This is a genomic window from Arthrobacter sp. HLT1-20, assembly GCF_054510895.1.
Map to the genome: position 1 here is coordinate 153,479 of NZ_JBTNDR010000005.1, position 20,457 is coordinate 173,935.

15 protein-coding genes are annotated in these 20,457 nt (G+C 62.9%); 6 read left to right on the forward strand and 9 right to left on the reverse strand.

The genetic code is table 11. The features are described 5' to 3' along the window. Positions 1-90: 90 nt before the first annotated feature. The 6 genes from uvrA to ACX80Q_RS04995 form a co-directional block, all read right to left on the reverse strand. Entirely contained in the window at positions 91-2,979 is a 2,889-nt protein-coding gene (gene uvrA, locus ACX80Q_RS04970) for an excinuclease ABC subunit UvrA (RefSeq protein WP_459329413.1), read from the reverse strand. 124 nt (positions 2,980-3,103) lie between these two features. After that, positions 3,104-3,496, reverse strand: a complete 393-nt coding sequence (locus tag ACX80Q_RS04975) for a GntR family transcriptional regulator (protein WP_459329414.1) — start codon at positions 3,494-3,496, stop codon at positions 3,104-3,106. After that, entirely contained in the window at positions 3,493-5,430 is a 1,938-nt protein-coding gene (locus ACX80Q_RS04980) for an ABC transporter ATP-binding protein (RefSeq protein WP_459329415.1), read from the reverse strand. The genes ACX80Q_RS04975 and ACX80Q_RS04980 overlap by 4 nt, the downstream gene beginning before the upstream one ends. Continuing rightward, on the reverse strand, positions 5,427-7,199 hold the full coding sequence (locus tag ACX80Q_RS04985) for an ABC transporter ATP-binding protein (RefSeq protein WP_459329416.1): 1,773 nt from the start codon (positions 7,197-7,199) through the stop codon (positions 5,427-5,429). The genes ACX80Q_RS04980 and ACX80Q_RS04985 overlap by 4 nt, the downstream gene beginning before the upstream one ends. Before the next feature lie 186 nt (positions 7,200-7,385). After that, positions 7,386-8,084 (reverse strand): PIG-L deacetylase family protein, encoded by a 699-nt coding sequence (locus tag ACX80Q_RS04990; RefSeq protein WP_459329417.1) that lies wholly within the window; start codon positions 8,082-8,084, stop codon positions 7,386-7,388. Next, positions 8,081-8,908 carry a trans-aconitate 2-methyltransferase gene (locus ACX80Q_RS04995; protein ID WP_459329418.1) on the reverse strand — a complete coding sequence of 276 codons (828 nt, stop codon included), beginning with the start codon at positions 8,906-8,908 and terminating at the stop codon, positions 8,081-8,083. The genes ACX80Q_RS04990 and ACX80Q_RS04995 overlap by 4 nt, the downstream gene beginning before the upstream one ends. Positions 8,909-8,952: 44 nt before the next feature. On the opposite strand from ACX80Q_RS04995, the gene ACX80Q_RS05000 reads away from it, so the two are divergent. The 3 genes from ACX80Q_RS05000 to ACX80Q_RS05010 are packed head-to-tail and all read left to right on the forward strand — an operon-like array spanning position 8,953 to position 13,316. Next, a complete protein-coding gene (locus ACX80Q_RS05000) occupies positions 8,953-11,493 on the forward strand; it encodes a DEAD/DEAH box helicase (protein ID WP_459329419.1) in 2,541 nt (846 codons plus the stop codon). 21 nt (positions 11,494-11,514) lie between these two features. Then, a complete protein-coding gene (locus ACX80Q_RS05005; RefSeq protein WP_459329420.1) occupies positions 11,515-12,027 on the forward strand; it encodes a GNAT family N-acetyltransferase in 513 nt (170 codons plus the stop codon). Then, positions 12,024-13,316, forward strand: a complete 1,293-nt coding sequence (locus ACX80Q_RS05010) for an alpha/beta fold hydrolase (RefSeq protein ID WP_459329421.1) — start codon at positions 12,024-12,026, stop codon at positions 13,314-13,316. The genes ACX80Q_RS05005 and ACX80Q_RS05010 overlap by 4 nt, the downstream gene beginning before the upstream one ends. A 109-nt stretch (positions 13,317-13,425) precedes the next feature. Here ACX80Q_RS05010 and uvrB read toward each other — a convergent pair whose 3' ends face one another. Further along, positions 13,426-15,504 (reverse strand): excinuclease ABC subunit UvrB, encoded by a 2,079-nt coding sequence (gene uvrB, locus ACX80Q_RS05015; RefSeq protein WP_459329422.1) that lies wholly within the window; start codon positions 15,502-15,504, stop codon positions 13,426-13,428. Positions 15,505-15,653: 149 nt separating this feature from the next. Here uvrB and ACX80Q_RS05020 point away from each other — a divergent pair, with 149 nt between their 5' ends. Beyond that, complete coding sequence (locus ACX80Q_RS05020; protein WP_459329423.1) at positions 15,654-15,998, forward strand: DUF4190 domain-containing protein; 345 nt, start codon at positions 15,654-15,656, stop codon at positions 15,996-15,998. Positions 15,999-16,084: 86 nt separating this feature from the next. On the opposite strand, the gene coaE is transcribed toward ACX80Q_RS05020, so the two are convergent. Next, positions 16,085-17,047 (reverse strand): dephospho-CoA kinase, encoded by a 963-nt coding sequence (gene coaE, locus ACX80Q_RS05025; RefSeq protein ID WP_459329424.1) that lies wholly within the window; start codon positions 17,045-17,047, stop codon positions 16,085-16,087. Positions 17,048-17,066: 19 nt separating this feature from the next. Here coaE and ACX80Q_RS05030 point away from each other — a divergent pair, with 19 nt between their 5' ends. Next, the gene (locus ACX80Q_RS05030) at positions 17,067-17,810 is read left to right on the forward strand and encodes an IMPACT family protein (RefSeq protein WP_459329425.1); all 744 of its coding nucleotides are present in this window, start codon (positions 17,067-17,069) and stop codon (positions 17,808-17,810) included. Between the two features lie 75 nt (positions 17,811-17,885). On the opposite strand, the gene rpsA is transcribed toward ACX80Q_RS05030, so the two are convergent. Then, positions 17,886-19,367, reverse strand: coding sequence for a 30S ribosomal protein S1 (rpsA, locus tag ACX80Q_RS05035; protein WP_103482200.1), 1,482 nt, complete (start codon positions 19,365-19,367; stop codon positions 17,886-17,888). A gap of 247 nt (positions 19,368-19,614) precedes the next feature. Here rpsA and ACX80Q_RS05040 point away from each other — a divergent pair, with 247 nt between their 5' ends. Continuing rightward, positions 19,615-20,385: an ABC transporter permease gene (locus ACX80Q_RS05040; RefSeq protein WP_459329426.1), complete on the forward strand. Its 771-nt coding sequence runs from the start codon at positions 19,615-19,617 to the stop codon at positions 20,383-20,385. Positions 20,386-20,457 lie beyond the last annotated feature (72 nt).

A 20,457-nucleotide genomic window follows, 5' to 3' on the forward strand; every position in this document is an offset into this window, starting at 1 on the left:
GCATCTGTGACGCACTTGATGCATCGGAAAGCGCTTTCTCGAGCGATTTCGGTGCAACAAGTGCGTCACAGTTAGGAAAGGGTGGAGCGGTTATGGCGTGAGGGCCTCGCGCAGGAACGTGGCGGTGTAACTTTGTTCACTCTTTGCCACCTTCTCCGGGGTTCCCGTGGCAATCACCTGGCCACCGCCGGTTCCGCCGTCCGGGCCCAGGTCCACGATCCAGTCGGCACTCTTGATCACGTCAAGGTTGTGCTCAATGACGATGACTGTATTGCCCTTGTCCACGAGCCCCTGCAGCACCAGCAGCAGCTTGCGAATGTCCTCAAAGTGCAGGCCCGTGGTGGGCTCGTCCAGCACATAAATGCTGCGGCCGTTGGAGCGTTTCTGGAGTTCGGCGGCCAGTTTCACGCGCTGCGCCTCACCACCGGAGAGGGTGGTGGAGGCCTGCCCCAAGCGAACGTAGCCGAGTCCGACGTCGACCAGCGTGCGCAGGTGCCGGGCAATGGGGGTGAAGGCCGCGAAGAAGTCGGCGCCTTCCTCGATGGGCATGTTGAGCACGTCGGCAATGGACTTGCCCTTGTAGTGGACCTCAAGCGTTTCGCGGTTGTAACGCGCACCGTGGCAGACCTCGCACGGCACGTAGACGTCCGGCAGGAAGTTCATCTCAATCTTCAGCGTGCCGTCACCCGTGCAGGCTTCGCAGCGCCCACCCTTGACGTTGAAGGAGAAGCGGCCAGGCTGGTAACCGCGCATTTTCGATTCGTTGGTCTCGGCAAATAGCTTGCGAATGTTGTCAAAGACGCCTGTGTAGGTGGCCGGATTGGATCGTGGTGTGCGGCCAATGGGGCTCTGGTCCACGTGCACCACCTTGTCCAGGTGCTCCAAACCATCCACGCGCAGGTGGCGGCCGGCCACCTGCTTGGCGCCGTTGAGCTTGTTGGCCAGCACCTTGTACAGGATCTCGTTGACCAGGGTTGACTTGCCGGATCCGCTGACGCCGGTCACGGCCGTGAGTACGCCCAGCGGGAACTTCACGTCAATGTTCAGGAGGTTGTTCTCCTTGGCGCCCACCACCGTGAGTTCACGCTTTTTGTCGTACTTGCGCCGGGTGGCGGGCATGGCGATGGACTTGCGCCCGGACAGGTAGTCGCCCGTCAGGGACCGGGTGTTGGCCAGCAGCTCCTCCAGGGAACCGGAGTGGACCACCTCGCCGCCGTGCTCGCCGGCGCCGGGTCCAATGTCAACAATCCAGTCGGCTTCCTTGATGGTGTCCTCATCGTGTTCCACCACAATGAGCGTGTTGCCCAGATCGCGCAGGCGGGTGAGCGTTTCAATGAGGCGGCGGTTGTCGCGCTGGTGCAGGCCAATGGACGGCTCATCGAGCACGTACAGCACGCCCACCAGGCCGGAACCGATCTGCGTGGCCAGGCGGATGCGCTGGGCTTCGCCACCGGACAGGGTGGCGGAGGCGCGTTCCAGATTCAGGTACTCAAGTCCGACGTCGAGCAGGAACCTCAAGCGGGCCTGGATCTCCTTCAGGACCTGGCTGGCAATCTGGGCTTCGCGACCCGTCAGTACCAGGTTGGAGAGGAAATCGAAGCAGTCGCGCATGGACAGGGCGGCAACAGCGGAAATGGACATGCCGTTGATCAGCACCGACAGCGAGGCCGGGTTCAACCGGGCGCCACCGCATGCGGGGCACGGGATCTGGCGCATGTACTCTTCGTACCTGTCCCGGGCGGAGTCCGATTCCGTCTCGATGTGCTTGCGCTGGATGTACTGCACGGCACCCTCAAAGCCGGTGCTGTACTTGCGTTCGCGGCCAAAACGGTTCTTGTACTGCACCACCACCTTGTGGTCCTTGCCGTACAGGATGGCCGTGCGCACGGGGGTTGCCAACTTGTTCCAGGGGGTGTCAAGCTCGAAGTCGAGTTCGGCCGACAACCCTTCCAGGAGGCGGTTCCAGTACTCAGTGGTGGCGGTGCCCAGCGACCACGGGGCGATGGCGCCCTCGCGCAGCGAGAGGAACGGGTTGGGGATGACGAGCTCTTCATCAACCTCAAGCTTGGTGCCGATACCGCTGCAGGCGCTGCAGGCCCCGAAGGGGTTGTTGAAGGAGAAGGAACGCGGCTCAATCTCGTCAATGGCCAGCGGGTGCTCGTTGGGGCAGGCCAGGTTCTCGGAGAAGGAGCGGATGCGTCCGGAATCCTGCTCCGGCAGGTCGACCAGTTCGGCCAGCACACGGCCGTCAGCCAGCCCCAGGGCCGTTTCGACGGAGTCGGTGAGGCGCTGCTGGATGCCGTCCTTGACTACCAGACGGTCCACCACGACGTCAATAGTGTGCTTGAACGTCTTCTTCAGCTTGGGTGGATCGCTGAGCTGAATCTGCTCACCGTCCACCTTGGCGCGGGAATAGCCCTTGGCCGTGAGTTCCTTGAACAGTTCAACAAACTCGCCCTTGCGGTCGCGCACCACGGGAGCCAGGATCTGGAAGCGGGTTCCTTCAGGCATCTCCAGCAACTGGTCAACAATTTGCTGCGGTGTTTGCTTGGCAATGGGCTCGCCGCAGGTGGGGCAGTGCGGCGTTCCCACCCTGGCCCACAGCAGGCGCATGTAGTCATAAATCTCGGTGATGGTGCCCACGGTGGAGCGCGGGTTCTTGCTCGTGGACTTCTGGTCAATGGAGACCGCCGGGGACAGGCCCTCAATGAAGTCAACATCGGGCTTGTCCACCTGGCCCAGGAACTGCCGGGCATAGGCGGAGAGCGATTCCACATAGCGGCGCTGGCCCTCGGCGAAGATGGTGTCAAACGCCAGGGAGGACTTCCCCGAACCCGACAAGCCCGTGAAGACGATCATGGCGTCACGGGGCAGGTCAAGGTCAACGTTGCGCAGATTGTGCTCGCGGGCGCCCTTGACGATCAAGCGCGACAAGTCGGGGCGCTGCGGAACGGTTGACGAGTTGTGCAACTGGGCCATGGTTTCCTTCACATTGCTGTCCACTGTGTGGGCGCGGCACGGCCAGAGCTCTGCCGGGCTCGTGTGTAATCACTGCTAAGTATAATCGAAAGTTCGTTCGAACGCGCGTTCTCTTAGCCGCACGTCAACCGCTGATGGCGCGGTCCAGCGCGGCGCCCACAATGCGCAGCGCCTGGCTCTGGGGAACACCCAAATCACGCACGACGGCGGCAAAGGCGTCAGCCGCCGCTGCAACTTGGGCGGAAATGGCGTCGCCGCCGGATGCCACGGCGGTGCCGCTGCGGCCGGCCGTCACCACAATGCCTGCCTGCTCCAATTCCCTGTAGGCCCTGGCCACTGTGTTGGCTGCCACGCTCAAATCCGCTGCGAGTGCCCGCACCGACGGGAGCTTGCTGCCCACGGCCAGCTCACCCGAGGCTGCCAAATCCAGGATCCGCAAGCGGATCTGCTCGTAGGGCGGCACAGTGGACTCCGAGTCCAGACGCCAGCGGCGCATTAAAATATCCATGGTGTTCATAACTGACTCACCTCTTCCACCAGCGGATCTCCAAACTGGCTCATGTATAGCTCGAAGTAGAAACCCTTGCGTTCAAGGAGCACGTGATGGTTGCCCTGTTCAATGATCTCACCGTTATTCATCACCAGTATCAAATCTGCGTCACGAATCGTGGAGAGCCTGTGCGCAATGACAAAACTGGTCCTGTTGTGGCGGAGTTTGTTCATGGCCGTGCGGATCATGACTTCGGTGCGGGTGTCCACGGAACTCGTGGCCTCGTCCAGGATCAAAATGCCGGGGTTGGCAATCCAGGCGCGGGCAATTGTCATGAGCTGGCGCTGCCCCTGGCTCAGCCCGCCGCCGTCGTCGCTGAGGACTGTGTCATAACCGTCGGGGAGCGACATGACAAAGTGGTCCACGTGGGTGGCCACCGCGGCCTCGATGATCTCCTCCTCGGTGGCGTCCAGTTTGCCGTACCTGAGGTTGTCCATGATGGTCCCGCCAAAGAGCCAGGCGTCCTGAAGCACCATGCCAAATTGGCTGCGCAGGTCATCGCGGCTCAGATGCGCGGTATTGACGCCGTCAACCGTGATGGTGCCGGAATCGATCTCGTAGAACCGCATGAGCAGATTGACCAGGGTGGTCTTGCCGGCGCCAGTGGGGCCAACAATGGCAACCGTCTGGCCGGGCTCGGCCACCAGGGAAAGGTCCCTGATGAGCGGCTCCCCCGGCTTATAGCCAAAATTGACGTGGTCAAAAACCACGCGGCCCTTAGGTTCGGCCAACACCGCCGGCGGGGTGTGATCGGGGGTCTGTTCCTGCGCATCCAACAGCTCAAAGACTCGCTCGGCCGAGGCCACGCCTGATTGCAGCAGGTTGATCATGCTGGCCAGCTGGGCCATGGGTTGGCTGAACTGGCGGGAATACTGGATGAACGCCTGGACGCTGCCGATGGTGAGGGCGCCCTGGGCCACCTGAATGCCGCCGAGCACCGCCACCACCACATAGTTCAGGTTGGAGATGAAGTTGGTGCTGGGCATGATGATGCCGGAAATAAACTGGGCTTTGGCGCTTGACTCGTAGAGCCGGTCATTGGAGACCCGGAACTTTTCAATGGCTGCCTGCTGCTGGCCAAAGGCCTTGACAATCTCGTGTCCTGTGAACATTTCCTCCACGTGGCCGTTCAGCTCACCCGTGCTCTTCCACTGCGCGGCAAACTGCACCTGGGAGCGTTTGGCAATCATGACCGTCATGGCGGCAACGATCGGCACCGTGAGCAGCGAGATGCCGGCCAGCATGGGCGAGATGGAGAACATCATGCCCAGCACGCCGCACACTGTCAGCACGGCGATGAGGATTTGGGTCAGGGTCTGGTTCAACGTTTGGGAGAAATTGTCGATGTCGTTGGTGACGCGGGACAGCACGTCCCCGCGGGATTCCTGCTGGAAGTGCGACATGGGCAGCTTGTCCAGCTTGGCTTCAATGTCCGTTCGGAGCCGGTACATGGATCGCTGCACAATGCCTGTGGTGATGTAGCCCTGGGACCAGTTGAAGAAGAACGCCACCACATACAGGCTCAAAACAATGAGCAGCACGGCACCCAGCGCCTGCAGGTCCAGGCCCTGGCCGGGCACCACGTTCATGGCATTGAGCATGTCGGCGAGTTGACCCTGGCCGCTGGCCCGCAGCGCCGCCACTGCCTGGTCCTTGGTGGTTCCGGCCGGGAATTTGCCCAACATCTGCCCCACGACGCCGTCGAAGATGATGTCCGTTGCCTGACCCAACACCTTTGGTGCCACCACGGACAGGCCCACGGAGATGGCAGCCATGGCAATCACGGCCACTATGCGCAGTTTGTCGGCAGCCATCAAGGCGAGGATGCGTTTGAGGCTGGGGCCAAAGGAGATGGCTTTTTGTGGCGGGCCGCCGGCGCGGGCCCCTCGCATCATGGTCATGCTGCACCGCCCTTGTTGTCTGAAAGCTCGTCTTCTGTTGACTGGTCATCGTCGCTCAGCTGAGATGTCACAATTTCCTGGTAGGTGGGGCAGCTGTCCAGCAGTTCCTCGTGGGTGCCTTGGCCCACCAACGCCCCTTCATCCAGTACCAGGATGTTGTCCGCATCCTTGATGGTGCCCACGCGTTGGGCCACCACCAACACTGCCGCGTCCCGGGTGACCGGTTTCAGGGCTGCCCGCAGCTTGGCGTCCGTGGCGTAGTCCAGGGCGGAGAAACTGTCGTCAAACAGGTAGAGCGTTGGCTGGGCGGCAATGGCCCGGGCAATGCAGAGCCGCTGGCGCTGGCCACCGGAAACATTGGAGCCGCCCTGCTCAATGGGAGAATCAAGCCCCCGGGGCATGTCCCTGACAAAGTCGGCAGCCTGGGCGGTTTCCAATGCCTCCCATACTTGCGCATCCGTGGCCTGCGGGTTGCCCATGCGGATGTTGCTGGCCACGGTGCCGGTGAACAGGTACGCCTTTTGCGGCACTAGGCCGATGGAGCCGCGCAGGGCAGCCAGCGTGACGGCCTTGACGTTGTGGCCACCGAGCTCGATGGAGCCCTCGGTGCTGTCCAGGAGCCTTGGTATGAGGTTCAACAGCGTTGACTTGCCGCTGCCCGTGGAGCCAATGATCGCCGTCGTGGTTCCAGGGGTTGCCGTAAAGCTCACCCCGGACAGGACGGGAGCCTGGGCGCCGGGGTAACTGAAGGCGGCGTTGCTGACCTGCAGCACGCCGTCGAGCTGGCCTACTGAAACAGCGCCGGGAGCATCCACCACGCTGGCTTGGGTGTCCAGGACTTCCATGATGCGTTCGGCGCTGACGGCCGCGCGGGGGATCATCATGAACATGAACATGGCCATCATGACGGACATGAGGATTTGCATGATGTAGCTCAGGAACGCGGTCAAGGCGCCAATCTGCATGTCGCCCGCGTCGATGCGCTGACCGCCAAACCAGAGCACGCCAACGCTCGTCACGTTGACCACAAAGAAGATGGTGGGGAACATGAGCGAGAGCAGGCGCCCGGCCCGCAGCTGCGAGGACGTCAGGGCGCCGTTGGCCGTGGCGAACCGGTCGGCCTCGTAGTCGCGGCGGCCAAAGGCGCGGATCACGCTGATGCCGGTGATTTGCTCGCGCAGCACGCCGTTGATGTCGTCAAGCTGCTTCTGCACCTTGCGGAAGGTGGGGACCAGCACCCGCACGATGAGGCCGATCGCCACGATCAGCAAGGGCAGGATGACCAGCAGCAGCCCGGACAGGGGGACGTCCTGGGCCATGGCCAGCACAATGCCGCCAAGGCACATGATGGGCGCCATGACCATCATGGTGAACGACATCAGGGTCAGCATCTGCACCTGCTGGACGTCGTTGGTGGTGCGGGTGATCAGCGACGGCGCGCCAATGATGCCCACCTCCTGGGAGGAAAACGTCTCCACCTTGTCGAAGAGGTCGCGGCGGATTTGCCGCCCCACGCCCATTGCTAGCTTGGCGCTCAGGTAGGTGGCCGCGATGGCACACACCACCTGGCCCGCCGTGATGGCGAGCATCCAGCCGCCTAGGTTCATGATCAGGTCAATGTTGCCCTTGACCACGCCGTCGTCGATGATGTCGGCGTTGAGCGTGGGCAGGTACAGCGTGGCCAGGGTGGAGAGAAACTGCAGCACCACAATCATGATCAGCTGCGCCCTGTGCGGTGCCACATTGCGGGCTATCAAGCGAAACAGCACGTCAAACTCCTAGGTGCGCATCAAAATTTGGTTCGAACAGGTAACAACTTACTCCTGGGGGGCCAGCTTGTCAGCGTGGGCTCCCTGTGATTGCCCGGGGGCTCGCGAGTACGCAGATAACGCCCTCAAAACGCGTTGAGAGGGCGTTATCTGCAGAGTGACCGGCGGGTCAGCACCTGCCAGCCCTCAGCCGAAGAGCTCAAAGGCCACGACCCCGCCGGCGGTCACCATCTCGATTTGCCGCCGGGCCTGCGTTTCCACGGGTTCGGGGCTCAAGGCGCGCAGGTACTCCGTGTGTTCCGCCAGTGAGGCAACTGCCTTCTCGATATTCGCCGGGCTGACCTTCACAAAATGTGTTGGCTGAGGAGTGCTGATACCCACCCAGCGGACCTTGTGGCGGCCCAAACCCTCATCGAGGAGTTCGGGGAAGATCCAGTCATTGTCCGCATCGGACACCGCGTCCAGCACGCTGCGGCCAACGGCCCTGTGATCAGCGCTGTTCCAACGCCCCGGACCCCACGTTTCGCCGTGGTTCAGTGTCAGCACAACATCGGGTTTGACCTGGCGGATATGCCGGGCAAAGTCACGGCGCAGCGCCACACCTTCCTCGACCCGGCCGTCGGGGTGGCCAAGGATGGTCAAATTCTCCACGCCCACCTGCCGGCACGCGTTGAGTTGCTCCACAGCCCGCAACGGACCGCTCAGCTCGGGAGCCATCGTGGCAATGCCAGCCTCCCCGTGGGACGCCAGCAGGTAGTGGACTTCCTTTCCGTCCTCAACCCACTGGGCCACGGCCGCCGCCATGCCATATTCGGGGTCGTCCGGGTGGGCAACAATGACAAGGGCGCGCTGCCAGTCCTGCGGAAATGCCTGTAAATCGCTCATTGTTTTTCTCCCACCATGAAGATGCGCCGGAACTCAAAGTTGGTACCAAACTCCGTGGCCGGATAAGCCTGCCGCAACAATGCCGCGTAGTGCTGCTCAAACTCGGCGCTTTCCACGGGACCTAGCGCCGCCAGCACGGGGCGCAACCCCGTCCCGCGGACCCACTCCAACACTGGGTTCTCCCCCTGCAGGAGCTGGCTGTACGTGGTTTCCCACACATCCACCCGGGCCCCGCCGCGCAGGAACAGCTCCTGGTACTCCGCCGGCTCCCCCACCGCATCCTGATGCCGCAGCACCCCGTCCAGCTGCTCCCGCCAGCGTGCACTGGCTGCCAGTTCCCGCATGATGGTGTGCGACGGCGCCCCAAAGTTCCCCGGCACCTGGACTCCCAGCCACCCGCCCGGGCGAAGCGCCGCCAACCATCCGGACATTAACCGCCGGTGGTCCGGCACCCACTGCAGGGCGGCATTGGAGACAATCACGTCGGTCGCGGCGGTGGGCTCCCAGCCGGCAATGTCTCCCACAGCGAAGCTCAGCCGCACGGCGGGGTGGGGCTGGGCACCTGCCGGGCGTCCGGCGTCGTCCGTCAAGAGCTGCTTGGCGGCGGCAATCATTTCGGCCGAACTGTCCAGCCCCTCAACGAAGGCGGTAGGCCAGCGCTGCGCCAACGTAGCGGTGAGGTTGCCCGGCCCGCAGCCCAGATCGACCACCGTGGCGGGCGCGGTTGCAGCGATGCGGGACGTCAGGTCAAAGAACGGCCGGTCGCGAAAATCGCCAAACTGCACGTACTTCGCCGGTTCCCACAAAAATCCTTGATCACCCATGGCGTTATCCTGCCACAGCCTTGAGAGCATAAGCTGGGAACACCATGAATCTTCTTGAACAGCTTGCCACCCTGAACCCGCAAACCTCCTCCGACGATGACGTTCTTGACGCGTTTTTGGAATGGACCATGGACAAGGGCATCGAGCTGTACCCCGCCCAGGAGGAAGCGGCGCTGGAGCTGGTCAGCGGCAACAACGTGATCCTGTCCACGCCAACAGGCTCCGGCAAGTCAATGGTGGCCATCGCCGCGCACTTCAACGCCATGGCCCGGGGCGCCGCCAGCTATTACACGGCCCCCATCAAGGCGCTGGTGTCGGAGAAGTTCTTTGCGCTCTGCGAGATTTTTGGGGCCGAGAACGTTGGCATGATCACCGGCGATTCCTCGGTCAACCAGGACGCGCCCATCATCTGCTGCACGGCCGAGATCCTGGCCAACATTGCCCTGCGCGAGGGCGAGAACGCCGATGTTGGCGTTGTCATCATGGACGAGTTCCACTACTACTCGGACCCGCAGCGCGGCTGGGCCTGGCAACTGCCGCTGTTGGAGCTGCCACAATCCCAGTTCCTGCTCATGAGCGCCACGCTGGGTGACGTCAGCCGCTTTGAGCGCGAATTGACCGAGCTGACCAACCGCGACACCACCACCGTTTCCTCCACCGAGCGCCCCATCCCGCTGCACTACTACTATGTACAAACCGGTGTGCACGAGACCCTGGAAGAACTGCTCGCCACCAAGCAGGTCCCCGTCTACGTGGTGCACTTCAGCCAGGCCGAGGCCATCGACAGGGCCCAAAACCTGATGAGCATCAACGTCTGCACCCGCGAGGAAAAGGACAAGATCAACGACCTCATTGCCGGGTTCCGCTTCTCCGCGGGCTTCGGCAAGACCCTCAACCGCCTGGTCCGCCACGGCATCGGCGTGCACCACGCAGGCATGTTGCCCAAGTACCGCCGCCTGGTGGAGCAGCTGGCCCAGGCCGGCCTGCTCAAGGTCATCTGCGGCACCGACACGCTGGGCGTTGGCATCAACGTGCCCATCCGTACTGTGCTCCTGACAGCCCTGAGCAAGTACGACGGCGTCCGCACTCGCGTTTTGCAGGTGCGTGAGTTCCAACAGATTGCCGGCCGTGCAGGCCGTGCGGGCTACGACACCGCCGGCACAGTCATTGTGCAGGCACCGGACCACGTCATTGAAAACACCAAGGCCATGACCAAGGCTGTGGCAAAGTTTGGTGACGACCAAAAGAAGCTGCGCCAGGTGGTTAAGAAGAAGCCCATGGCTGGTTTTGTCAGTTGGGGTGAGCCCACGTTCACCCGCCTGGTGGAATCCGTGCCGGAACCGCTGACCTCCAGCTTCACCATCACCCACGCCATGCTGCTGAACTTGTTGGAACGCCCCGGGGATCCCTTCCTGGCCGCCAAGACCCTGCTCACCGACAACCACGAATCGCCGTCCAAGCAGCGCGCCCTGATCCGCAAGGCCATCGGCATGTACCGCGAACTGCTCGGTGCCGGCGTGGTGGAGCGCATTCCGGAGGAGGAGCTGGAGGCTGACGGCCGCACCGTGCGCCTCACAGTGCACCTGCAAATGAACTTTGCCCTGAACCAGCCCCTCTCCCCCTTTGCCTTGGCGGCCCTGGAACTGCTGGACCCCGCATCCCCGAGCTACGCCCTGGACGTCATCTCCGTCATTGAGGCCACCCTGGAGAAGCCGCGCCAAATCCTTGCCGCCCAGCTCAAGCGTGAACGCACCGAAAAGGTTGCCGCCATGAAGAGCGAGGGCATCGAGTACGACGAGCGCATGGCCATCCTGGACGAGGTCACCTACCCCATGCCCCTGTCGGAGCTGCTGTTTGGCGCCTTCGAGGTCTACCGCAAGGCATCCCCCTGGGTGGGCGACTTTGAACTGAGCCCCAAGTCGATCATCCGCGACATGTACGAGCGTGCCATGAACTTCGGCGAGTACGTCCAGTACTACTCGCTGGCCCGCTCCGAGGGCATCGTGCTGCGCTACCTCACCGACGCGTACAAGGCGCTGCGCCAAACGGTTCCCCAGGATGCCCTGCGCGAGGACCTCGAGGACATCATCTCCTGGCTGGGCGAGCTGGTCCGCCAGGTGGACTCCAGCCTGCTCGACGAGTGGGAAAAGATGACCTCCGGCGACGATTCCTCCCCAGCGCTGGAGGAAACCACCCTTCCGCCGGCCCCGCCCAAGCTCACGGACAACCAGCGGGCCTTCCGGGTCATGGTCCGCAACGAGATGTTCCGCCGGGTGGAGCTCGCTGCTGACGATGATTTCGAGGCTTTGGGGGCGCTCGACGCCGAACACGGCTGGGATTCTGATCGCTGGGCCGACGCCCTGGACACCTATTGGGACGAACACGAATACATCGAGTCCGGCCCGGCCGCCCGCGGACCCGCCCTGTTGACCATCACCACCGGGGACGACACCTGGACCGTGCGCCAAACCATCGTCGATCCCGAAGCCAACCACGACTGGTCAATGACGGCCACAGTGGATCTTGACGCGTCCAACGAGGCCGGGTCCGCCGTCGTACAGTTCAAGGACTTTAGCCGAATGTAAGGTGCGCGCTAAGCTCTGTGTATGAGTTTGATTCGCACTGCTGTGCCCTCCGATGTCCCCGCAATCCTTGGCATGATTCACGATCTGGCTGTGTATGAAAAAGAGCCGGATGCTGTGAAGAACACCGTGGAGATGCTGCACGCCAATCTCTTTGGCAGCAACCCGCAAATCTTCGCCCACGTGGTGGATTCCGAGACGGCCGGCGAGCCCATTGTTGGCTTCGCCCTGTGGTTCCTGAACTACTCCACGTGGGAGGGGACCTTGGGCATCCACCTCGAGGACCTGTATGTGCGCCCGGAGACCCGCGGCGGCGGGCACGGCAAGGCGCTGTTGCGCACGCTGGCCCAGATTGCTGTGGAGCGCGGCTACGCCAGGGTTGAGTGGAGCGTGCTGGACTGGAACGAACCGGCCATCAATTTTTACCAGTCACTGGGTGCGGTACCCATGGACGGCTGGCACGTCTTTCGCCTGGACGGCGCCGAACTGGGCGCCTTCGGTGCGGCAGAGTTGGCCGCAGCAGAGGCACGGGCATGACGGTGTCGGAGCCGTACGTCATCCGCGGCGTGCGCCTGCGCGACCACTGGTTTACGGCACCCCTGGACCATGCCAACCCCGCAGGCCCCAGCATTGAGCTGTTTGCCAGGGAGCTCAGCGATGACCGGGTGGATGCGGATGAGCTGCCCTGGCTGCTGTTCCTGCAGGGCGGGCCGGGCGGGCGTGGCAATAGGCCCACAGCTCTAGGCGGCTGGCTGTCCGAGGCAGCCAAGCAGTTTCGCGTCTTGATGCTTGACCAGCGCGGCACGGGCCTGTCCACCCCGGCCACGCGGCAAACGCTCCCCCTGGTGGGCGACGTTGCCGCCCAGGCAGACTACCTGGCCCACTTCCGGGCCACGGACATTGTTGCCGATGCCGAGTTGATCCGTGCTGCCTTGGGTTCCGGGCCGTGGAGCCTGTTTGGCCAGAGCTATGGCGGATTTTGTGCCCTAACGTATTTGTCCTTTGCCCCGCACGGCGTGAAGGAGGCACTCATCACCGGTGGCTTGGGCCCCCTGGACGGGCCTGCCGACCAGGTGTACCAAGCAACCTTTGAGCGCTTGCGCGGCCGCAACGCCGAATACTTCACCAAGTACCCGCAGGACCGCGCCGTAGTCACCCGGATCATGCGTCACGTGGTGGCCGTGTCCGAGTACCTGCCCACGGGCGAGCGGCTCACACCGGAACGCGTGCAGATGCTGGGCAACTACCTAGGCGGAAACACCCGCTTTGACGGCCTGCACTATCTACTCGAGGACGCCTTTGTGCCCACGGTGGATGGTGAGCGGCTCTCCGACAATTTCCTGTCGCAGGTTTCTGCCCAGGTCAGCCGCGCAGCTCAGCCGCTGTACGCGCTCATGCATGAGTCCATCTATGTTCAGGATGAGCCCAGCAATTGGGCCGCCGCCAGAGTCTTGGGCGAGCACCACGACTTCCACCCGGACGTTGCCGAGCCGCTGCTCACCGGTGAGGCCGTCTACCCCTGGTACTTTGAGCAGGACCCGGCCTTGAGCCCTCTGAGCGAGCTGGCCGAGGTGCTGGCCCAGCGCACCGAGGGTTGGGGTCCGCTCTACTCCCGCGAGCAATTGGCGCACAACACCGTCCCTGTGGCTGCTGCCGTCTACACGAACGACATCTACGTGGACAGGGAGATTTCCCTAGCCACGGCTGCCGCCGTCACGGGCCTGCAGGTATGGGAAACAGCCCAATTCCACCACGATGGCATTGCCGACGACGGCGAGGGCATCTTCGCGAAGCTCCTCGCCATGGTGCGGGCCCCGCAGACGTAGTATCCCGCCCCTGCAGATCTATGACGCAGTTATAACATCGGAAAGCGCTTTCTGGCGGCTTTTTGATGCAACAACTGCGTCATAGACGGGGTGGGGTGAGTGTTGCCGCTTAGGCGTGGCCGGCCTCGCGCATTTGGCGAAGCTCCTTCTTCAGATCCCCCACCTCGTCGCGCAGGCGGGCTGCGAGTTCAAAGTGGAGGTCGGCGGCCGCGCCGTGCATCTGCGCCGTCAACTCCTCGATGAGGCTGATCAACTCGGCAGCGGGGCGGGAGGCAAGCCCGTCCTGGCGGACAGCCTTCTTGCCGGTGCCGGCCTTTTTGAGCCGTGCCTCCTCCAGTAACGCTGCCGTGTCGGCATCTTCACGGGCCAGCTGGTCGGTGATGTCAGCGATCTTTTTCCGCAGCGGCTGCGGATCAATCCCGTGCTTGGTGTTGTAGGCCACCTGGATTTCCCGGCGCCTGTTGGTCTCGTCAATGGCGAATTGCATGGATGCCGTGACCCTGTCCGCATACATGTGCACCTCACCGGAGACGTTACGGGCTGCGCGCCCGATGGTCTGGATCAGCGACGTGGAGGAACGCAGGAAGCCTTCCTTGTCCGCGTCAAGGATGCTCACCAGGGACACCTCCGGCAGGTCAAGGCCTTCACGGAGCAGGTTGATGCCCACCAGCACATCAAAGACACCCATCCGCAGCTCGCGCAGCAACTCCACCCGCCGCAGGGTGTCCACATCCGAGTGCAGGTACTCAACCTTGATGCCGTTGCCCAGGAGGTAGTCGGTCAAGTCCTCGGACATGCGCTTGGTCAAGGTGGTGACCAGGACGCGTTCATTCTTGGCTGTGCGCTTGCGGATCTCACCGAGGAGGTCGTTGATCTGGTCCTGGGACGGCTTGACGATGATTTCAGGGTCAATGAGGCCCGTGGGCCGGATGATCTGTTGGACGTAGCCATCGGACTTGCCCAGCTCGTACTTGCCCGGTGTTGCGGAGAGGTACACGGTCTGGCCCACGCGCTCCAGGAACTCATCCCATTTCAGTGGCCTGTTGTCCATGGCCGAGGGCAGTCGGAAGCCGTGGTCCACCAGGGTCCGCTTGCGGGACATGTCGCCCTCATACATGGCGCCAATCTGCGGCACCGTCACATGGGATTCGTCAATGACCAGCAGGAAGTCATCAGGGAAGTAGTCGATCAGACAGTGCGGGGCGCTGCCCTGCTCACGGCCGTCAATGTGCCGAGAGTAGTTTTCAATGCCGTTGCAGAAGCCCATCTGCTCCATCATTTCCAGGTCATAAGTGGTGCGCATGCGCAGCCGCTGGGCCTCGAGCAGCTTGTTCTGGCTTTCCAGTTCCTTGGTGCGGCTGGCCAGTTCGTCCTCGATCTGCTTCACTGCCCGGGCCATGCGGTCGGGGCCCGCAACATAGTGCGACGCCGGGAAAACGTACATCTCGTTCTCCTCCCGGATGATCTCTCCCGTGAGCGGGTGCAGGGTGTAGATGTTCTCCACCTCGTCGCCAAAGAACTCCACCCGGATGGCCTGCTCCTCATACATGGGGATGATTTCCACGGTGTCCCCGCGCACCCGGAACGTGCCGCGGTGAAAGTCAATGTCGTTGCGGGTGTACTGCATGCTGACGAACTTACGCAGCAGGTCATCACGGTTCATCTGGTCCCCGCGGGTGAAGGTGACCATGCCGGCCACGTACTCTTCCGGGGTGCCCAGGCCGTAGATGCAGGATACTGTGGCCACCACAATGACATCCCTGCGGGTCAGCAGCGCGTTGGTCGCCGAATGCCGGAGGCGCTCCACCTCCTCATTGACGGAGGAGTCCTTCTCGATGAAGGTGTCCGACTGCGGCACGTACGCCTCAGGCTGGTAGTAGTCGTAGTAGGAGACAAAGTATTCCACGGCGTTGTTGGGCATGAGTTCCCGGAACTCATTGGCCAGCTGCGCCGCAAGTGTCTTGTTTTGCACAAGCACTAGCGTGGGCCGCTGGACCTGTTCAATGAGCCACGCCGTGGTGGCGGACTTGCCGGTTCCCGTGGCGCCCAGCAGGACAATGTCCTTCTCGCCGTTGGTGATGCGTTCGGTGAGTTCCTTAATGGCTGCCGGCTGGTCGCCGGCTGGCTGGAATTCACTGATGACTTCAAAGGGGGCCACAATACGATTGATCTCTTGCGCAAGACTCATGGTGTTAACGCTACCCCTGTTGGTGGCGGTGCGGGCACAGGGTGAACAATGTCATGGGTAGGACTCCCCATGAAACATGCACGGTATTTGCCTCCCACCGTGCAAAACTATTACCAGCTAGTATCATCATTCGCCCTTGAGAGGACATCATGACGCAGAATAACCCCGAAGAAAAGAACCCGTACGGCCAGCAGCCGCAGCCGTATGGCCAGCCCGCCTACGGAAACGCACCCTACGGTGCTCCGGCCGAAGATCCGGGCAAGACCCTGGGCATCATTGGCCTGGTCCTTTGCTTTGTGTTCTCCCTGGCCGGACTTATTGTCTCCATCATCGCCAAGAAGAAGTCCACCGAAGCTGGCTTCACCAACACTCCGGCTAACGTGGGTGTCATTCTTGGCTGGATCTTCACCATCCTCGGCGTCATCGGCGTCATCATCTACATCATTGCCATCGTTGTTTTGATCAACAGCGGCACCATGACCACCACGTACTAAGCACTGCATAAAGGTTGCGGGCCCCTTCCCAGGACGGAAGGGGCCCGCAGCCTTTAATCAGCCTTTAGGCAGCCTTTAGGCAGCCTTTAGCCGGTAAGGCCGGGTGTCAGGGAAGAAACCTCCACGGTGGCCGCCCTGCCGGGATCTGCCGAGGCATGCAGTGACCCTCCCCCGCTCGTCCGCTCGGTCAGGGGGAATCCCGCAGCTGCCAGTGGCTCAATGGCGGCCAACAGATCCACCCCGGCGCGCAGCTGCACCCGCAGCTCCAGGACATCCGGAGCCGGCTTCCCGGCAATGGCTGTTGCGCCAATGTGGTCAACGCTCACGGCTGGCTCCCCCACAGCCGCTTTCACCCGCGCCGCCAAGCGGGCGGCCTGAGAAGGCCAGCTGGGATCGGCCGGAACGGCACCCGCCGTCGCGGGCCCACTCGCGGGACGGCCGGCGGCAAGATTCGCGGCAAAAGGCAGCAGCCGGCCATGCCACAGCGCATCCAGTTCATCCAATGCCCGCTGTGGGGAGCCGTCGTTGGAAATGACCACGTCGGCGGCGGCCGCCCGTTCGGCATCGCTGGCCTGCGCGTCCATCCGGGCCTGCGCATCCTCCCTGGACATGCCGCGGTCGCGCACCATCCTCGCCACACGCACCCAGGCTGCGGCCTGCACCACCACCACCAGATGGAAAGCGGCCCCCTGCCCCGTCTCCACGAGCAGGGGGATGTCCTGGACGACTATGGTGCCGGGGCTGGCCTGGTCCTTCATGGCCTGCGCGGCGGACCTGACACGCGGGTGGATGATGGCGTTCAGCGCCTGCCGTGCGGAGGGGTCGGCAAACACCAACGACCCGAGCTTGGGCCTGTCCAGCGAGCCGTCGGGCAGCAGGAAGTTCTCGCCAAACTGCGCCGCCACCTGGGCCAGGCCCGGGGTGCCGGGGGCCACCACCTCACGGGCGAGCTGGTCGGCGTCGACCACGACGGCGCCCAGTTCACGGAAGCGGGTTGACAGAAGCGATTTTCCGGCAGCAATGCCGCCGGTGAGTCCCAAGGAAAGCATGACTCCACACTAGACTGAAATGGTGAGCCAAACCCCCGAACCCCAGTTGGCCACTCCCGGCTCCAACAGTTACACCACCCTCGCCGCGGGACGGGACTTCCGCCACGAACTGAGCATCAAGCGGTCGCGATTCATCACCGTGCTGCGCCGGGTAGAGAGCGAGGCGGCCGCCCGTGAGCTCGTGGCTGAGCTGCGGCGCGAGTTTTACGACGCCCGGCACCACTGCAGTGCCTTTGTCATTGGCCCCGACCGTGGCGTGCAGCGCTCCAACGACGACGGCGAACCCTCCGGCACCGCCGGGACCCCCATGCTGGAGGCACTGCTGAAGCGCGAGACCCGCGCCGCGTCCCCGGCGTCCGGATCGGCAGTGGGCAGCGACGGGGCCGCCGACCTCAGTGACGTGTGCGCCGTCGTCGTACGGTATTTTGGCGGGATCCTGCTGGGCGCGGGCGGTCTGGTCCGCGCCTACTCCGAATCCGTGAGCTCAGCCATCGACGCCGCGCCCCTGGTGCGGCGCAACAGGCTGCGGCTGTTCACGGTGGCGGTGCCCCATGCGCAGGCGGGCCGGCTCGAGAATGACCTGCGCAGCTCCGGGTACGTCATGACGGGCAATGCGTACGACGCCGAGCACACCCAGGTTGGGCTGGCCATGGCCGACGACACTGACGTTATTGCCGCCGCCGTTGAGCGGTTGGCGCAGCTCACCGCCGGCAGCTGCACGCTGGCGGCTGTTGGTGTTGATTGGGTGGACACGCCGCTCTAGGGCACAGCAAAAAAGCGGACCCCCACCGAAGTGGAGGTCCGCTTTCTTATGACCTAAGTCAACAAGCTGGGGAAATTAGTTTCCGGTCAGCTTTTCGCGCAGTGCGGCGAGGGCTTCATCAGAAGCCAAGGTGCCGGCACCAGCGTCGGTTGCAGCAGGCTCGGAGGAGTAGGAAGTCCCTGCGGACTCGCCACCTTCACCGGCGCCATCGGCAGCTGCATCTTCTGCGGCGTGCTCAGCAACCTGCTTCTTGTGCGCTTCCCAGCGAGTCTGAGCGTCAGCGTACTGCTGCTCCCAAACGGCGCGCTGGGACTCGTAGCCTTCAAGCCACTCGTTGGACTCGGAATCGAAGCCCTCCGGGTACTTGTAGTTGCCCTCTTCGTCGTACTCAGCAACCATGCCGTAGAGTGCGGGATCGAACTCGGTGGAGTCGACGTCAACACCCTCGTTGGCCTGCTTGAGGGACAGCGAGATGCGGCGGCGTTCCAGGTCGATGTCGATGACCTTGACGAACAGTTCGTCACCAACGGAGACAACCTGCTCGGCCAGCTCAACGTGGCGGACTGCCAGCTCGGAGATGTGAACCAGGCCTTCGATGCCGTCTTCAACGCGAACGAACGCGCCGAACGGAACCAGCTTGGTGACCTTACCCGGTACAACCTGCCCGAGGGCGTGGGTGCGGGCGAAGGTCTGCCACGGGTCTTCCTGCGTAGCCTTGAGCGAGAGCGATACACGCTCGCGGTCCAGATCCACTTCGAGAACCTCGACGGTGACTTCCTGGCCAACTTCGACAACCTCGGACGGGTGGTCGATGTGCTTCCAGGACAGCTCGGAAACGTGAACCAGACCGTCTACGCCGCCAAGGTCCACGAATGCACCGAAGTTGACGATGGAGGAAACAACGCCGGGACGAACCTGGCCCTTTTCCAGCTTGTTGAGGAACGTGGAACGAACCTCGGACTGGGTCTGCTCGAGCCAGGCACGGCGGGACAGAACAACGTTGTTGCGGTTCTTGTCCAACTCGATGATCTTGGCTTCGATCTGCTGACCGATGTAGGGAGCCAGGTCGCGCACACGGCGCATCTCGACCAGCGATGCGGGCAGGAAGCCGCGCAGGCCGATATCGAGGATAAGACCACCCTTGACAACTTCGATGACGGTACCGGTAACGACACCATCTTCTTCCTTGACCTTCTCGATGTCGCCCCAGGCGCGCTCGTACTGTGCGCGCTTCTTGGAGAGAATCAGACGGCCTTCTTTGTCTTCCTTCGTGAGGACCAAAGCTTCAACCTGATCGCCAACGGAGACAACGTCTCCGGGATCAACGTCGTGCTTGATGGACAGCTCGCGGGAGGGGATGACGCCTTCGGTCTTGTAACCGATGTCGAGCAGAACTTCGTCGCGATCAACCTTGACAACAATACCTTCGACGAGGTCGCCGTCGTTGAAGTACTTGATGGTTGCGTCTACTGCGGCGAGGAATTCTTCAGCAGTACCAATGTCGTTGATGGCAACAACGGGAGTGGTACTAGTCTTCTCGGGGGTCGTGATGGTCATGTAGTAGGGGCTCCGATGTGGATAGTTGGTTTCGCCGGACCCTAGCAAGTGCACGCATGGGGCGCGTCCTGCTGGTCAGGGTCCGGAATTATTATGGTTGCAGGGGTTCCTGCGGATAATTCATGCCTATCACTAAGTGTTTTCTGTGCAGTTGTAACCGCTCGATTTCACGCATGACATGCCCATTTAGTCTAGTTGCTTGGGCCATGGAGCGCAAAACCCGTGTTCGACGGCGATAATTGCGTTTGTGGACAATTCAACCCTTTTGCGGCTGGGCCCCAGCACGTGGGTTCTGTTGACTGTTTTCCTGCTCCTGGCAGCGGTTCTGTGGCGCACGGCGCTGGACCGCTCCCCCCTGCAGATGCTCGTGGCAGGCGCCCGGGCGCTGGTCCAGCTCGCTGCCGTGGCGCTGGTCATTGCCTGGCTATCCAACGCCGGTGCCTGGGCGTTTGCGTTTGTTGCGGTCATGTTTTTGGTGGCCGTGTGGACCTCGGGGCGGCGGGTTGCGCCCGACGGGCGCTGGTGGATGGCCGCGATTCCCTTGGCGGCAGCGGTGATTCCACCTGCTGCGCTGATGTTTGCGGTGGGTGTGCTGCCGTTCAATGCGCTGGCCATCATTGCCATCCTTGGCCAGCAAATTGGGGGCGCCATGTCCACGGTGACGCTCAGCGGGCGGCGCATCCGCGACGAATTGGCCCTGCGGCACGGTGAGGTGGAGGCGGCCGTTGCGCTGGGTTTCGAGTGGCACGCCGCCCGTTCACTCGTGGCGAAACCTGTGGCCGGAGAGGCTGTGTTGCCCACCCTGGACCAAACCCGAACGGCCGGGCTCGTGACATTGCCGGGCGCGTTTGTGGGCATGATCATAGGCGGGGCCACTCCCCTGGACGCCGGTCTCATCCAATTGCTGGTGTTGGTGTCCCTGCTCCTGGTCACGTCCATTGCCGCCGCCACCACGTTGTGGCTGGGCTGCCGCGCCGCCTGGACCCGCCCTGCCCTGCCCCGCCCCGCTGACCGCTGATATCCGCGGTTTCCGCGCTTGCCGGCGCTTTGGGGGGGGGGGGGGGGGGGGGGGGGGGGAGGGAGGAAGAGA

Coding starts and splice junctions, on each gene's coding strand:
- ACX80Q_RS04975 (WP_459329414.1), bottom strand. CDS start 3,496: ATGAACACCATGGATATTTTAATGCGCCGCTGGCGTCTGGACTCGGAG.
- ACX80Q_RS04980 (WP_459329415.1), bottom strand. CDS start 5,430: ATGACCATGATGCGAGGGGCCCGCGCCGGCGGCCCGCCACAAAAAGCC.
- ACX80Q_RS05005 (WP_459329420.1), top strand. CDS start 11,515: ATGAGTTTGATTCGCACTGCTGTGCCCTCCGATGTCCCCGCAATCCTT.
- ACX80Q_RS05000 (WP_459329419.1), top strand. CDS start 8,953: ATGAATCTTCTTGAACAGCTTGCCACCCTGAACCCGCAAACCTCCTCC.
- uvrB (WP_459329422.1), bottom strand. CDS start 15,504: ATGAGTCTTGCGCAAGAGATCAATCGTATTGTGGCCCCCTTTGAAGTC.
- ACX80Q_RS04995 (WP_459329418.1), bottom strand. CDS start 8,908: ATGGGTGATCAAGGATTTTTGTGGGAACCGGCGAAGTACGTGCAGTTT.
- rpsA (WP_103482200.1), bottom strand. CDS start 19,367: ATGACCATCACGACCCCCGAGAAGACTAGTACCACTCCCGTTGTTGCC.
- ACX80Q_RS05020 (WP_459329423.1), top strand. CDS start 15,654: ATGACGCAGAATAACCCCGAAGAAAAGAACCCGTACGGCCAGCAGCCG.
- uvrA (WP_459329413.1), bottom strand. CDS start 2,979: ATGGCCCAGTTGCACAACTCGTCAACCGTTCCGCAGCGCCCCGACTTG.
- ACX80Q_RS05030 (WP_459329425.1), top strand. CDS start 17,067: ATGGTGAGCCAAACCCCCGAACCCCAGTTGGCCACTCCCGGCTCCAAC.
- ACX80Q_RS05010 (WP_459329421.1), top strand. CDS start 12,024: ATGACGGTGTCGGAGCCGTACGTCATCCGCGGCGTGCGCCTGCGCGAC.
- ACX80Q_RS04990 (WP_459329417.1), bottom strand. CDS start 8,084: ATGAGCGATTTACAGGCATTTCCGCAGGACTGGCAGCGCGCCCTTGTC.
- coaE (WP_459329424.1), bottom strand. CDS start 17,047: ATGCTTTCCTTGGGACTCACCGGCGGCATTGCTGCCGGAAAATCGCTT.